This window comes from Asanoa sp. WMMD1127 (genome assembly GCF_029626225.1).
Lineage (GTDB): Bacteria > Actinomycetota > Actinomycetes > Mycobacteriales > Micromonosporaceae > Asanoa.
Genome location: NZ_JARUBP010000001.1, coordinates 6,061,954 through 6,075,217, shown reverse-complemented (window position 1 = coordinate 6,075,217; position 13,264 = coordinate 6,061,954). Strand labels below are relative to the sequence as shown.

Here is a 13,264-nt window from a genome sequence, read left to right as displayed (position 1 = left end):
GCGAGGCGAGGCCCAGGCGCCGGCTGGGGCCGCGCCGGGCGCGGCCGGATACCGGTGTTGTATCCGGTCGTGACCGGCGCGGTTCCAGGCGGCGCCTGGGTCCGCCGCAGCCCGGTCAGGACTTCGAGACAGACCCTAACAGTGCTCGGTGAGGAGGGTGCGCAGGGCGGACTTCGGGCGGGCGCCGACCGTGGCGCTGACCAGTTCGCCGGCGCGGAAGATCAGCAGGGTGGGCAGCGAGCGGACCTGGTAGGCCCGCGTCGTGGCCGGGTTCTCGTCGGCGTCGAGGGTGGCGACCACCAGGCGGCCGGCGAGCTCCTCGGCCAGCTCACCCAGGCTGCGGGAGATCGCGTGGCAGGGCGGGCACCATTCGGCCCAGACGTCGACCACCACGGGGGTCGGTGCGGCCAGCACCTCGGCCGCGAAGGTGTCGTCGGTGACGGTGACTAGCAGGTCCTGCCGGAGCATGTGGTCTCCCGGCTCTCGATGGCGACGGTGAGCTGAGCGTGGAGCCGGTCGCGGACCTCCCGCATCCGCTCGATGCCGGCGTCGACCTCGGCGATCCGGCGGCGGAGCACCGCCACCGAGTCCGGGCACACGTCGCCGGACGGGTGCCCGGCGCGCAGGCAGGCGACGAACGGCTTGATGTCGTCGAGCCCGAACCCGACCGCGAGCAGGGCCCGGATCTCCCGCACCACCCGCAGCTCCGCGTCGTCGTAGACGCGGTAGCCGTTCGCCGAGCGCCCGGCCCGCAACAGCCCGTGGGTCTCGTAGTAGCGCAGCGCCCGGGTGCTCGTGCCGGCCCGCTCGGCCAACTCCCCGATCAGCATGGAACCGACGCTAGACCTTGCCACCGGCGTCAAGGCAACACCGCTCACGCCGCCGACGGCCGGCGGTCGACCCAGTCCACGATCAACCGGCGCTCCGCGATCAACCAACGCCCCTCCGAGCGGACGAAACTGTCGAGGTAGCGGATCGACATGACCATCAGGGTCCGCTCCGCGCCCTCGGTCCAGAGGTGGTGCGCCAGGCAGTAGGTCTCCCCCGTCGCCCGGTCGCCGTCGAGCGCCACGGTGCTCTGCCCGTTGAAATGCGTGGTCCGGGCGTACGGCCGCAGCCCTTCCTCGAACGCCGCTGCCAGCGCGGCCCGGCCCTCGAGAACCTGCCGGGTCGCGCCCGCCTCGACCACGACCCGGCCCGCGGGCGTGAACAGGGCGGACTGCCCTGCCCCGTCCCGCCGGTCGGCGAGCCGGGCGTAGGCGTCGACAAGGTCCCGCAGGGCCTGGCGGTCATCGTGCTCATTCATACCGACGATCGTGGCCGGGCCCCGCGCAGCCCGACCAACACAGAATGCCTGACACGCCGACAGGTCGGGCCTGTGTCACCCCGCCGCGGTCAGGTCCGTGCTGGCGGCCAGCTCGGTGACCACGTCCACCAGCCGCGGCAACGCCGGATTGTCGTTGTCCGGCCGCCATACCATCTCGGTCGGCGCCTCCTCGCCGGCGAGCGGCACGAAGACGACGCCCGTGCGCCGCAGGTGCCGGGCTGACCAGCCCAGCCGGCTGATCCCGACGCCGGCCGCGACGAGGCCGAGCAGCCCCTGCGCGCTCGCGTCCTCCGCGACGACGTCCGGCGTGAAACCGGCCTGCCGGAATCGCTTGTCGAAGGCGCGGTGCCAGGGCTCCCACGAGCTACGCGGGCTCATCACCCACCGCTCGCCGGCCAGCTCGGCCAGTTCGAGCTCGACCCGGTCGGCCAGCCGGTGGCCCACGGGCAGCACCGCACACACCCGCTCGGTGGCCACCACGCGTTCGGCCAGGCCTAGGCCCGGCACGCGGGGCGGGCGGGTGAAGGCGAGGTCGTAGTCCCCGTCGCGTACGCCGTCGACCAGCGGCCCGATGGCGGTCTCCGCGGTGGTGACCCGCAGGTCGGGCAGGCGGTCACGGGCCACTCTGACGATCGGCGGCAGCAGGTGGTTGGCCGTGCTGGTGAGGAAGGCCAGGCGCAGCTCGCCGGTCTCGCCGCGGACGGCCCGCCGGACGAGCGCCACCGCGTCGTCGGCCCGGGCCAGCACCTCGCGCGCCCCTGGCAGCAGCAGCGCCCCCGTGCCGGTCAGCTTGGTGCCGCGGCTGTCCCGCTCGAACAGCTTCGCACCGAGAATCCGCTCCATCGCGCTGATCTGCTGCGACAGCGACTGCTGGGTGATCATCAGCTGGCTCGCGGCGCGGGTGAAGCTGGACTCCTCGGCGACGGCCACGAAGTACCGGAACTGCCGAAGATCGGGTGTCACAGTCCGAACCTACCGCCGCCCGGCGGCCGGCGGTCGGCTGACGCCGGCGACCGCGGCCGGGAGCAGGGTGTCCCGGCCGCGGTCGGGCCCGTCAGATGCCCTGTGCCAGCCGGTGGTACGCGGCGCTCCAGCGGAGCTCCTTGGCCAGCCCCCGACGGGTCGTGTCGGCGTCGATGTGCACCAGTTCGATGCCCAGGTGGTCGGCGAGGATGCCGATCTCGTCGGCCGTCACCGCGGTCGACAGGACCGTGTGGTGCGGGCCGCCCGCGGTCAGCCAGCCCTCCGTCGCCGTCGAGAAGTCCGGCCGCGGCGTCCAGACCGCGCGCGCCACGGGCAGGCGGGGCAGCGGCTCGTCCGGCGGGACCAGGTCGATGTCGTTGGCCACCCACCGGAACCGGTCACCGAGGTCGGCCCAGCCGACCACCACGCCCCGGCCGGTGGCGGCGTTGAAGACGAGGCGGGCGGGATCGGCGCGGTCGCCGATCGACAGCGGGTGCACCTCGATCCGCGGCCGTTCGCCGGCGATCGACGGGCAGACCTCCAGCATGTGCGCGCCGAGGATCTTGGGCGTGCCCGGACCGAGGTGGTACGTGTAGTCCTCCATGAACGACGTGCCGCCCGGCCGGCCGGCGCCGACCACCTTGAGGATGCGCAGCAGCGCCGAGGTCTTCCAGTCGCCCTCGCCGCCGAAGCCGTAGCCGTCGGCCATCAGCCGCTGCACCGCGAGCCCCGGCAGCTGCCGCAGGCCGCCCAGGTCCTCGAAGTTGGTCGTGAACGCCCGCTGCCCGCCGTCGGTCAGGAACGACCGCAGACCGGCCTCCAGCCGCGCCTGGTAGCGGACGTTCTCGTGCCGGTCGCCGCCCGGCTTCACGTCGTCGGCCAGCTCGAAGCTGTCGAGGTACTCGTCGACCAGCGCGTCCACCGCCGAGTCGGCGACACCGTCCACCACCGACACCAGGTCGTTGACGCCCCACGTCGAGACGGACACGCCCACCCGCAGCTCGGCCTCGACCTTGTCGCCCTCGGTGACCGCGACGTCCCGCATGTTGTCGCCGAACCGAGCCAGCCGCAGCGACCGCGCCTCGGCCACGCCCGTCGCGGCGCGGGCCCAGGACCCGATCCGCGCGGCCACGGACGGGTCACTGACATGACCGGCGACCGTCGTACGCGGCACCCGCAGCCGGGTCAGCGCGTAGCCGAACTCCCGGTCGCCGTGCGCGGCCTGGTTGAGGTTCATGAAGTCCATGTCGATCGTCGCCCACGGCAGGGCGGCGTCGGCCTGGGTGTGCAGGTGCAGCAGCGGGCGCCGCAGCGCGTCGAGGCCGGCGATCCACATCTTGGCCGGCGAGAACGTGTGCATCCACGCGATCACGCCGACGCACGACGGGGTCTCGTTGGCCCGGCCGATCACCTCGCGGATGGCCGTGGAGCTGGTCAGCACCGGCTGCCAGACGACGCGGACCGGGACGTCGGCGGCCGCGTCGACCATGGCCGCCACGCGCTGGGACTGGTCGGCCACCTGGCGCAGGGTGTCCTCGCCGTACAGGCCCTGGCTTCCGGTCAGGAACCACACTTCCCGCCTGGCGAAGGGATCGTCGATCACGATGTGTCCTTTCAACGCTGCCCGTAGACGTTCTGGTACCGCTCGTAGAGGGAGTCGATGTCGGCCGGCGCGATCGGCAGCGGCTCGCCGAGCTGCCGCGACAGGTGGACGGTGCGAGCGACGTCCTCGCACATCACCGCCGCCTTGACCGCCGACCGCGCGCTGTCGCCGATGGTGAAGACACCGTGGTTGCGCATCAGCACGGCCGGCGAGCGCTGACCGGCCAGTGTGGACACGATGCCCGCGCCGATGGAGTCGTCGCCGATCAGCGCGAACGGGCCGACCGGGATCGGGCCGCCGAACTCGTCCGCCATCGCGGTCAGCACGCACGGGATCGCCTCACCCCGGGCGGACCAGGCGGTGGCGTACGGGCTGTGGGTGTGCACGACGCCGTTGACGTCGGGCCGGTGGCGGTAGACGTAGGCGTGCGCGGCGGTGTCGCTGGACGGCGCCCGCACCCCGTCGACCACCGCCCCGTCGAGGTTGCAGACGGTGATGCCCTCCCAGGAGAGCCCGTCGTAGGAGACGCCGCTGCCCTTGATGACGAACAGGTCCTCCCCCGGCACCCGCTCGGAGACGTTGCCCGCGGTCCAGGTGACCAGGGCGTAGCGGACGAGCTCGCCGTGCAACGCGGCCACGTGGGCCCGCTGCTCCCGGTGCGAGCCCTGCTCGGTGCGCTGAGCCGGAACGGTCACGCGTCCTCCTTGGACCCGGTCATCGCGGTGCGGCGGATGTCCCGCAGCCGGTGCAGCACGTCGTTGCCGCCCCGGCCGAAGTGGTCGTGCAGCAGCCGGTACTCGGCGTAGAGCGCGTCGTAGGCGGCCGCCCGCTCGTCGTCCGGCACGTAGACCGCCCGGCGGAGCTTGCCCATCGCCTCCGCCGCCGCGTGCACGTCGGGGTAGGCGCCCGCGGCCACCGCGGCGTGGATGGCCGATCCGAGCGCCGGCCCCTGCTCCGAGTCGATCACCGACAGCGGACGGCGGCAGACGTCGGCGTACAGCTGCATGAGGAACGCGTTGCGCAGCAGCCCGCCGGCCACGACGAGCTCGGACACCGCGACGCCGTTGCTCTCGAACGCCTCGACGATGGTCCGGGTGCCGAACGCGGTCGCCTCCAGCAGCGCCCGGTAGACGTCCTCGGCCCGGGTGGCCAGCGTCGTGCCGACCAGCACGCCGGACAGCTCGTGGTCGACCAGCACGGACCGGTTGCCGCCGTGCCAGTCGAGCGCGACCAACCCGTGCTGGCCGACCTCCTGCGCGGCGGCCAGCGCGGTCAGGTGCTCGTGCACCCCGACACCCGCCGCGGCGGCGGCTTCCACATAGGACGGCGGCACGAAGTTGTCGACGTGCCAGGCGAAGATGTCACCGACGCCGCTCTGCCCCGCCTCGTAGCCGTAGAGGCCCGGCACGATCCCGCCGTCGACCACACCGCACATGCCCGGCACCTCGCCGAGCCGGTCGCTGTTCATCACGTGGCAGGTCGACGTGCCCATCACCATCAGCATCTGGCCGGGCTCGGTGGCCTTGGCGGCCGGCGCGGTCACGTGGGCGTCCACATTGCCCACACAGACCGCGATGCCCTCCGGGAGCCCGGTCCAGCCCGCCGCCTCCGCGGTCAGGCCCCCGGCCAGCGCGCCCAGCTGCCCGATCTCGTGCTCCAGCTTGTCCGTGACGAAGGAGGCGAAAGCGGGGTTGAGGGCGGCCAGGTAGTCGGCCGACGGGTAGGCGCCGTCCTGGTAGATCCCCTTGTAGCCGGCCGTGCAGGCGTTGCGCAGGTAGCGGCCGCAGAGCCGCCAGACGATCCAGTCCGCGGCTTCGACCCAGCGGTCCATCGCCGCGTACACCTCGGGGTCGTCCTCCAGCACCTGCAGCGCCTTGGCGAACTCCCACTCGCTGGAGATCTTCCCGCCGTAGCGGGCCAGCCAGGGCTCGCCCCGGGCGGCGGCCAGCGCGTTGATCCGGTCGGCGTGCGGCTGGGCGGAGTGGTGCTTCCACAGCTTCGGGTACGCGTGCCGCCGCGCCCGGAACCCGTCGCGCTCGCACAGCGGCGTGCCGTCCGTGGTGGTCGGCAGCACCGTGCAGGCGGTGAAGTCGGTGCCGATGCCGACCACCTCGGCGGGATCGACGCCGCTGGCCCGCACCGCCGCCGGCACCGCGTCGCGCAGCACCGCCAGCCAGTCCTCCGGCATCTGCAACGCCCAGTCCGGCGGCAGCTGCTCACCGGTGGCCGGCAGCCGGTTCTCGACCACGGCGTGCGCGTACACCGAGACGGCGCTGCCCAGCTCGGCCCCGTCCGCGACCCGGACGACGACCGCCCGACCGGACAGCGTGCCGAAGTCGACCCCGACGACGTACATGGCTCACCCTTCCCCGCGGCCCGGGCCGCGAGCCGGCGGTGCGGTGGTGGCCCGCACCAGCAACTGTGGCGCGACCGGTCGCGGCCGCGCCTGTTCACCACGGAGCAGCTCGAGCACGAGCTGCACGCCGCGCCGCCCCAGCTCGGCGAAGTCCTGCCGGACCGTGGTCAGCGGCGGGATCGAGTACGGCGCCTCCGGCACGTTGTCGAAGCCCACCACGCTGACGTCCTCGGGCACCCGCAGCCCGGCCTCGTAGAACGCGTTGAGCAGCCCGAAGGCCATCTGGTCGTTGGCGACGAACACCGCCGTGACCGACTCGCCGCCACGCCGGCGGGCGACCAGCTCCCGGCCGGCGGCGTGCCCCGACGCCGGCCACCAGTCGCCGCGCAGCACCGAGGGCACCGGCGCGCCGGCCGCCTCGAGCTCGGCCCGCCAGCTCCGGCGACGGGCGGTCGCCTCGATCGAGCCGGCCGGCCCGGTGACGTGGTGGACGGTGCGATGGCCGAGGTCGAGCAGGTGCCGGGTGGCCAGCGCGGCGCCCGCCGTCTGGTCGACCCAGACCGCCGGGCCGTGGCCGGCCTCGCGCGCCTGCACGGCGATCAGCGGCACCGCGCTCTGCGCCTGGCGGACAGCCCGCACCGTCTCGTCGTAGGTGCTCAGCGCGATGATCGCCGCCAGCGATTGCGTCGCCAGCCGGTCGATCGCGGCGGTCATCGTGCGGGCGGTGGTGTCGTCGAGCACCTGCACGGTCAGCGAGTAGCCGGCCGCCCGGGCCGCGTGCTCCAGGCCGACCATCGTCTGCGCCGGCCCGTACTGGCTGATGTTGGCGGTGGCCAGACCGATCGTGCGGGTCTCGCCGGTGGCCAGCGCGCGGGCCGCGCCGTTGGGCCGGTAACCCAGCTCCTCGATGGCGGCCAGGACCCGTGCGCGGGTGGCCACCGCCACGTGGGGATGGCGGTTGATCACCCGCGACACGGTCTGGTGGGACACGCCGGCCCGGGCGGCGACGTCCGACATGGCCAGTGGCCGCGTCGGCGCGGAGTCTGGGATCGGTGTGTCCATGACGGCTAGCGGTTGGCGCCGACGCGCCGCTTGTTGTAGATGTCGAACGCCACGGCGAACAGCAGCACCAGGCCCTTGATCACCGACTGGACCGACTGGTCGATGCCCATCAGCTGCATGCCGTTGCTCATCACAGCCATGATCAGACCACCGACCATCGCCCCGACCACGGTGCCCACGCCGCCGGCCACGGCCGCGCCGCCGATGAACGCCGCGGCGATCGCGTCGAGCTCGAACATGTTGCCGGCCGCCGGCTGGGCGCCGTTGGAGCGCGACGAGTAGATGACACCCGCGACGCCGGCCAGGAAGCCCATGTTGACGAACATCCAGAAGTTGACCGACTTCACCTTCACGCCGGACATCAGCGCCGCGGACAGGTTGCCGCCGATCGCGTACACCTGGCGCCCGAAGACCGTGCGGCGGGTGACCATGCCGTAGACGAGCACCAGGGCGGCCAGGATGATCAGCACGATCGGCAGGCCGCGGGCGTGGGCGAGCTGCCAGGCGAAATACATGATCACCGCGCCGACCAGCAGGATCCGCAGCACGAACAGCGGGAACGACTCGACGGACTGCTGGTAGCGGACGCGGGCCAGACGCGTGCGATAGCTGCTGACCGCGATCCCGGCGACCGCGAGCCCGCCGATCAGCAGCGTGAACGCGTCGTAGCCCTGGCCGCCGAGCAGGCCGTTGAGGAAGCCGTTGGCGACCTTCTGGTACTCGGACGGGAACGGCGACAGCGAGATGTTGTCGAGCACCTGCAGCGTCAGGCCGCGGAACAGCAGCATGCCGGCCAGCGTCACGATGAACGCCGGCATCCCGACGTACGCGACCCAGAAGCCGTGCCACGCGCCCACCACGAGGCCGACGGCGATCGCGGCGACCACGCCGACCCACCACGGCAGGCCCTGCTGGATGACCAGCACGGCGGAGACGGCGCCGGTCAGCGCCACCACCGAGCCGACCGACAGGTCGATGTGGCCACCGATGATCAGGATGACCATGCCGATCGCGAGGACCAGGATGTACGAGTACTGCAGCACGATGTTCGTGATGTTGCCCGGGCTGAGCGACACACCGTCGGTCAGGATCGCGAACAGCGCCACGATGACGACGAACGCGACGTAGATGCCGCTCTGCCGCAGGTTACGCATGATCAACGTACGCGGGTCGCTGGTCCCGGTGTGCAGGGCCGCCGCCGGGGCGGTGCCGGACTCCCGCGTCTCGGGCGGCTTCGTGCTGGTCATCCGGCGAGCTCCTTCTCCTTGGTCATGAGCGCCATGAGGCTTTCCTGGGTGGCCTCGTGCACCGGCAGCTCACCGGTGATGCGGCCGGCCGAGAGGGTGTAGACGCGGTCGCAGATCCCGAGCAGCTCGGGCAGCTCGGAGGAGATGACGATGACCGCCTTGCCCTGCGCCACCAGCTTGTTGATGATCGTGTAGATCTCGTATTTCGCGCCGACGTCGATGCCCCGCGTCGGCTCGTCCAGGATCAGCACGTCCGGGTCGGTGAACAGCCACTTCGACAGCACGACCTTCTGCTGGTTGCCGCCGGAGAGCGTGCCGACCGTGGCCATCACGGTGGACGTCTTGATGTTCATGTCACGCCGGCTCTGCTCGGCGACCTTGATCTCCTCGTTGCCGTTGACCCAGCCGCGGCGGGACAGCTTGCCGAGGGCGGCGGCGGAGATGTTGCGGCAGACGTCGGCGATCAGGTTGAGCCCGTAGCGCTTGCGGTCCTCGGTGGCGTACGCGATGCCGTTGCGGATCGCCTCGGCGACCGTGCGGGCGCGTACCTCCTTGCCGTGCATGAAGAGCCGGCCGCTGATGTCGCGGCCGTAGGAGCGGCCGAACACGCTCATCGCGAGCTCCGTGCGGCCGGCGCCCATCAGGCCGGCGATGCCGACCACCTCGCCGGCGCGGACGTTGAGGCTGGCGCCGTCGACCACCTTGCGGTCCTGGGTGGGGTGCCAGGCGGTCCAGTCCTCGATGCGGAGGACCTCCTCGCCCGGCGCCGACTCGCGGTCGGGGTAGAAGCTGTCGAGGTCGCGGCCGACCATGCCGCGGATGATCCGGGCCTGCGTGGCGTCCGCGTCGGTCATGTCGAGCGTCTCGACGGTGCGGCCGTCGCGGATGACCGTCGTCGAGTCGGCGATCGCGGTGATCTCGTTGAGCTTGTGCGAGATCATGATGCACGTGATGCCCCGGTCGCGCAGGCGCCGGAGCAGGTCGAGCAGGTGGGCCGAGTCGACGTCGTTGAGCGCCGCGGTCGGCTCGTCCAGGATCAGCAGCTTGACCTCTTTGGACAGGGCCTTGGCGATCTCGACGAGCTGCTGCTTGCCCACGCCGAGCTGGATGACCGGGGCGACCGGGTTCTCGTCGAGGCCGACCTGCGCGAGCAGCTTCGCCGCCTCGGCGTTGGCGAGGTTCCAGTCGATCAGGCCGCCGGTGCCGCGCCGCTCGTTGCCCAGGAAGATGTTCTCGGCGATCGAGAGGTAGGGCACCAGCGCCAGCTCCTGGTGGATGATGACGATGCCCTTGGCCTCGCTGTCGCGGATCCCGTTGAAGTGCACGGGCTCGCCGTCGAAGAGGATCTCCCCCGTGTAGGAACCGGCCGGATAGACCCCGGAGAGCACCTTCATCAGGGTCGACTTGCCGGCGCCGTTCTCGCCGCAGATCGCGTGGATCTCACCGCGCCGGACGGTGATCGACACGTCCTCGAGCGCCTTCACGCCGGGGAAAGTCTTGGTGATGTCGCGCATCTCCAGCAGCACGTCGGCCATCCGTCCTCCTTCTGCGTGCGTGCGGGCGGCAGGCCCGGCGACCTCGCTCGGTCACCGGGCCTGCCGGTCGGTCACTTGGCCTGGCCGGCCTTGACCTCGTCGGCCGTCCAGTAGCCCGAGTCGATCAGGGACTTCTGGATGTCGTCCTTGTAGACCGTCTCGACGGGCAGCAGGTACGACGGCACGACCTTGACGCCGTTGTCGTACGTCTTGGTGTCGTTGGCCTCCGGCGTCTGCTTCTTCAGGAACGCCTCGGCCGCGATGACGGCCTGCTCGGCCAGCAGTCGGGTGTCCTTGAAGATGGTCGAGCTCTGCACGCCGTCGTTGATCAGCTTGACCGACGCGATCTCCGCGTCCTGACCCGTCACGACCGGCATCTTGCCGCTGTATCCGGCGTTCTGCAGCGCGGTGATGATGCCGCGGGACAGCCCGTCGTACGGGGAGAGCACGCCGGCCACCTTGGCGCCGTCGTTGTAGCTCGAGGTCAGCAGGTCCTCCATCCGCTTCTGCGCAGTCTCCTGCTGCCACCGCAGGATCGCCGCCTGCTCGATGGAGGTCTGCTTCGACTTCACGACGAGCGTGCCCTTGTCGATGTGCGACTTGAGCGTGTCCATCGCGCCGTCGAAGAAGAAGTGCGCGTTGTTGTCGTCCAGCGAGCCGGCGAACAGCTCGATGTTGAACGGCCCCTTGGCGCTGCCCGGCGAACCGTCCTTGTTGAGCACGCCGAGACCCACGAGGAGCGCCGTCGCCTGCGCGACGCCGACCTTGTAGTTGTCGAAGCTGACGTAGAAGTCGACGTTCTTGCTGTCGCGGATCAGCCGGTCGTAGGAGATGACCGGGATCTTCTTGTCGGCGGCGGCCTGGAGCTGACCGCTGAGCGCGGTGCCGTCGATGGCCGCGATGACCAGCACGTTCGCGCCCTGGGTGATCATCTGGTCGACCTGCTGCGACTGCGTGGGGATGTCGTCGTTCGCGTACTGCAGGTCCACCTTGTAGCCCTTGGCCTCCAGCTTCTCCTTGACGGAGTTGCCGTCGGCGATCCAGCGCTCCGAGGTCTGGGTCGGCATCGAGACGCCGATCGTCAGCTCGGTCGGGGCCTGGTTGGCGGTGTCGGTGCCGCTGCCGGCGCCCTCACCGCTGCATGCCGCCATGCTCAGCGCCACCGCCGCGGCGCCCAGAGCGGCCAGAAGTCGCTTGTTCACTAGCTGTCCCCCCTCCGGGGTGTGGTGCCATCAACGTTCCGGGGTTGCAGATGCCACAGTGTTAGCGCTAACAACAAACGCGTCAAGCCTTCACGTCGTAATCTGGTGGTCACGGTCTCGTAACAAGGCAGCGGCGCTGGTGGGAGCTGTGAGCGCTAACAGGCAACGGGCCCGGCGGGCACCTAGAGTGACACCGTGCTCGATGCCCTCGCCCACCGGTTCGTGGCGGCCGGCGCCGTCGGAGTCATCGCCGCGCGGCGTCATGGTGCCACGGTGGAGACTGCCGCCGCGGGGCGGGTGGTGCTGTCCGAGGGTGCGGCTTCGCCGGACGTAAACGGATATTTCCGTCTTGGCAGCGTGACCAAGCCGTACACCGCCGCCCTTGTCCTGCAGCGGCTCCACCGCGAGATCGACCGGCCGGTGACCCGCTGGCTGCCCATCGGCGACGACCGGATCACGCTGCGCCACCTGCTCACCCACCGCAGTGGACTGCACAACTACACCGACGACTTCGGTGACCTGGCCGCGGTGGTCGCCGGCCGGCACACCGCCTGGAACGCGTGGGATCTGGTGCGGCCCGCGCTGGACCGGCCCCGGCACTTCGCGCCGGGCGCCGGCCGTTCCTACTGCAACACCGGCTACCTGCTGCTCGGCCTGGTGATCGAAAGGGTTTCAGGCCGTTCGTGGGCCGAGGAGGTCACCGCGTCGCTCGTCGAGCCGCTCGGCCTGACCGGCACCCACACCGGGGCGGTCCGGCTGCCGGCGCCGCACGCGCACGGCTACCTCACCGTCGACGGCCGGCCCGTCGACGTGACCGACTTCGACCCGAGCCAGGCCGGCGCGGCCGGCGTCGTCGTCTCCACGCTGGCCGACGTCAACCGGTTCTTCCGTGCGCTGCTGGCCGAGGACCTGTTGCCGCCGGCCGCTCTCGACGCGATGCGGGCCGGCGGGCTCGGGCTCGGCCGGCTCGAGACTCCGGACGGGCCGGTGTACGGCTACAACGGCGGCTTCTTCGGCTTCCAGGCGCGCAGTTGGCACAGCGCGGACGGCGAACGGCAGCTCACGCTGTCGGCGACCACCACCACCGCGAGCGCCGGCGGCCTACCGCCGACCGAGGACCTACTGCCCGCTCTGCACGGGCGCCGGCCGGCTGACTCACGTCGCGGCTGACGACTCGACCTGGGCGGGCTTGCGGCCGACGACGTACCGGAAGACGTTGCGCTGGCGGTAGCTGCCGTCGGGCTGCCGGAAGCGGTCCACCGCGTCGGCGTACGCCGCCCTGACCGCGGACTCCCCCGCGGCGTCGATCGCGGCCCGCAGCGGCCCGATGGCTGACTGTCCACGCCATCCGGTTTCCCGGTCCGGGAAGGTGAACGGGCACTCGACCTCACCGACCGTGGCCACGGCCAGACCGGCCCCGGCCAGCAGTCCCTCCACCACGCCCGGCGCCGAGATCGCCAGCGGGGCCGCGGACGACGGGGCGAGGTCGCGGATGCGCCGGAAGAGGATCTCCGTCTCGCACCGCTCCGGGTCGCCCCAGACGCCGAGCGCGACCCGGCCGCCCGGACGTGTCACCCGGACCAGGTCGGCCACCGCGGCGGCCGGGTCGGCGGCGTACTGCACCGAGTTGAACGCGGTGACCACGTCGAACACGCCGTCCTCGAACGGCAGGTCGGCGATGTCGCCGACCCGAAGGTCGGCGCCGGGAACCCGATCCGCGGCCCGCTCGACCATGGCCGCGGCCGCGTCCAGGCCGGCCACCCGCGCGCCGCGGTCGGCGGCCAGCTTCAGCGCCAGGCCGCTGCCGCAGCCGGCGTCGAGCAGGTCCATGCCGGCCAGCGACGACACCGCCGCGAGCGTCGCCGCGTACAACGGCCTCGACCACGGTTCGCAGACCGCGGCCCAGTCGTCGACCGCCGCGCCCCACAACCGTCCCTGCTCCTTCGCTGATCCCATCGGCTGGTCTCCT

Annotated in this window: 13 protein-coding genes; 1 reads left to right on the top strand and 12 read right to left on the bottom strand. The window is 71.8% G+C overall.

The genetic code is table 11. The annotated features are described in order from the left end of the window. Window positions 1-135: 135 nt before the first annotated feature. The 11 genes from O7635_RS28945 to chvE all read right to left on the bottom strand — a co-directional run bounded on the left by O7635_RS28945 (window position 136) and on the right by chvE (window position 11,295). A complete protein-coding gene (locus O7635_RS28945) occupies window positions 136-468 on the bottom strand; it encodes a thioredoxin domain-containing protein (protein ID WP_278083652.1) in 333 nt (110 codons plus the stop codon). Continuing rightward, window positions 447-830: a MerR family transcriptional regulator gene (locus O7635_RS28940; protein WP_278083651.1), complete on the bottom strand. Its 384-nt coding sequence runs from the start codon at window positions 828-830 to the stop codon at window positions 447-449. The genes O7635_RS28945 and O7635_RS28940 overlap by 22 nt, the downstream gene beginning before the upstream one ends. Window positions 831-874: 44 nt before the next feature. Continuing rightward, a complete protein-coding gene (locus O7635_RS28935) occupies window positions 875-1,306 on the bottom strand; it encodes a nuclear transport factor 2 family protein (RefSeq protein ID WP_278083650.1) in 432 nt (143 codons plus the stop codon). A 75-nt stretch (window positions 1,307-1,381) separates the two neighbouring features. Beyond that, the gene (locus O7635_RS28930; protein ID WP_278083649.1) at window positions 1,382-2,290 is read right to left on the bottom strand and encodes a LysR family transcriptional regulator; all 909 of its coding nucleotides are present in this window, start codon (window positions 2,288-2,290) and stop codon (window positions 1,382-1,384) included. A gap of 91 nt (window positions 2,291-2,381) precedes the next feature. Next, window positions 2,382-3,893: an L-arabinose isomerase gene (gene araA, locus O7635_RS28925; protein ID WP_278083648.1), complete on the bottom strand. Its 1,512-nt coding sequence runs from the start codon at window positions 3,891-3,893 to the stop codon at window positions 2,382-2,384. 11 nt (window positions 3,894-3,904) lie between these two features. Further along, window positions 3,905-4,588 (bottom strand): L-ribulose-5-phosphate 4-epimerase, encoded by a 684-nt coding sequence (locus O7635_RS28920; protein ID WP_278083647.1) that lies wholly within the window; start codon window positions 4,586-4,588, stop codon window positions 3,905-3,907. Then, entirely contained in the window at window positions 4,585-6,249 is a 1,665-nt protein-coding gene (araB, locus tag O7635_RS28915) for a ribulokinase (RefSeq protein ID WP_278083646.1), read from the bottom strand. The genes O7635_RS28920 and araB overlap by 4 nt, the downstream gene beginning before the upstream one ends. A 3-nt stretch (window positions 6,250-6,252) precedes the next feature. After that, window positions 6,253-7,311, bottom strand: coding sequence for a LacI family DNA-binding transcriptional regulator (locus O7635_RS28910; protein WP_278083645.1), 1,059 nt, complete (start codon window positions 7,309-7,311; stop codon window positions 6,253-6,255). 5 nt (window positions 7,312-7,316) lie between these two features. Further along, the gene (gene mmsB / locus O7635_RS28905) at window positions 7,317-8,558 is read right to left on the bottom strand and encodes a multiple monosaccharide ABC transporter permease (RefSeq protein ID WP_278083644.1); all 1,242 of its coding nucleotides are present in this window, start codon (window positions 8,556-8,558) and stop codon (window positions 7,317-7,319) included. After that, entirely contained in the window at window positions 8,555-10,093 is a 1,539-nt protein-coding gene (mmsA, locus tag O7635_RS28900; RefSeq protein ID WP_278083643.1) for a multiple monosaccharide ABC transporter ATP-binding protein, read from the bottom strand. The genes mmsB and mmsA overlap by 4 nt, the downstream gene beginning before the upstream one ends. A gap of 71 nt (window positions 10,094-10,164) precedes the next feature. After that, window positions 10,165-11,295, bottom strand: a complete 1,131-nt coding sequence (gene chvE / locus O7635_RS28895; protein WP_278083642.1) for a multiple monosaccharide ABC transporter substrate-binding protein — start codon at window positions 11,293-11,295, stop codon at window positions 10,165-10,167. 195 nt (window positions 11,296-11,490) lie between these two features. Between chvE and O7635_RS28890 the strand changes: the two genes are divergently transcribed. Next, window positions 11,491-12,465 (top strand): serine hydrolase domain-containing protein, encoded by a 975-nt coding sequence (locus tag O7635_RS28890; RefSeq protein ID WP_278083641.1) that lies wholly within the window; start codon window positions 11,491-11,493, stop codon window positions 12,463-12,465. Here O7635_RS28890 and O7635_RS28885 read toward each other — a convergent pair. Next, window positions 12,451-13,251, bottom strand: a complete 801-nt coding sequence (locus O7635_RS28885; protein WP_278083640.1) for a class I SAM-dependent methyltransferase — start codon at window positions 13,249-13,251, stop codon at window positions 12,451-12,453. The two genes, O7635_RS28890 and O7635_RS28885, sit on opposite strands and share 15 nt — an antisense overlap. Window positions 13,252-13,264 lie beyond the last annotated feature (13 nt).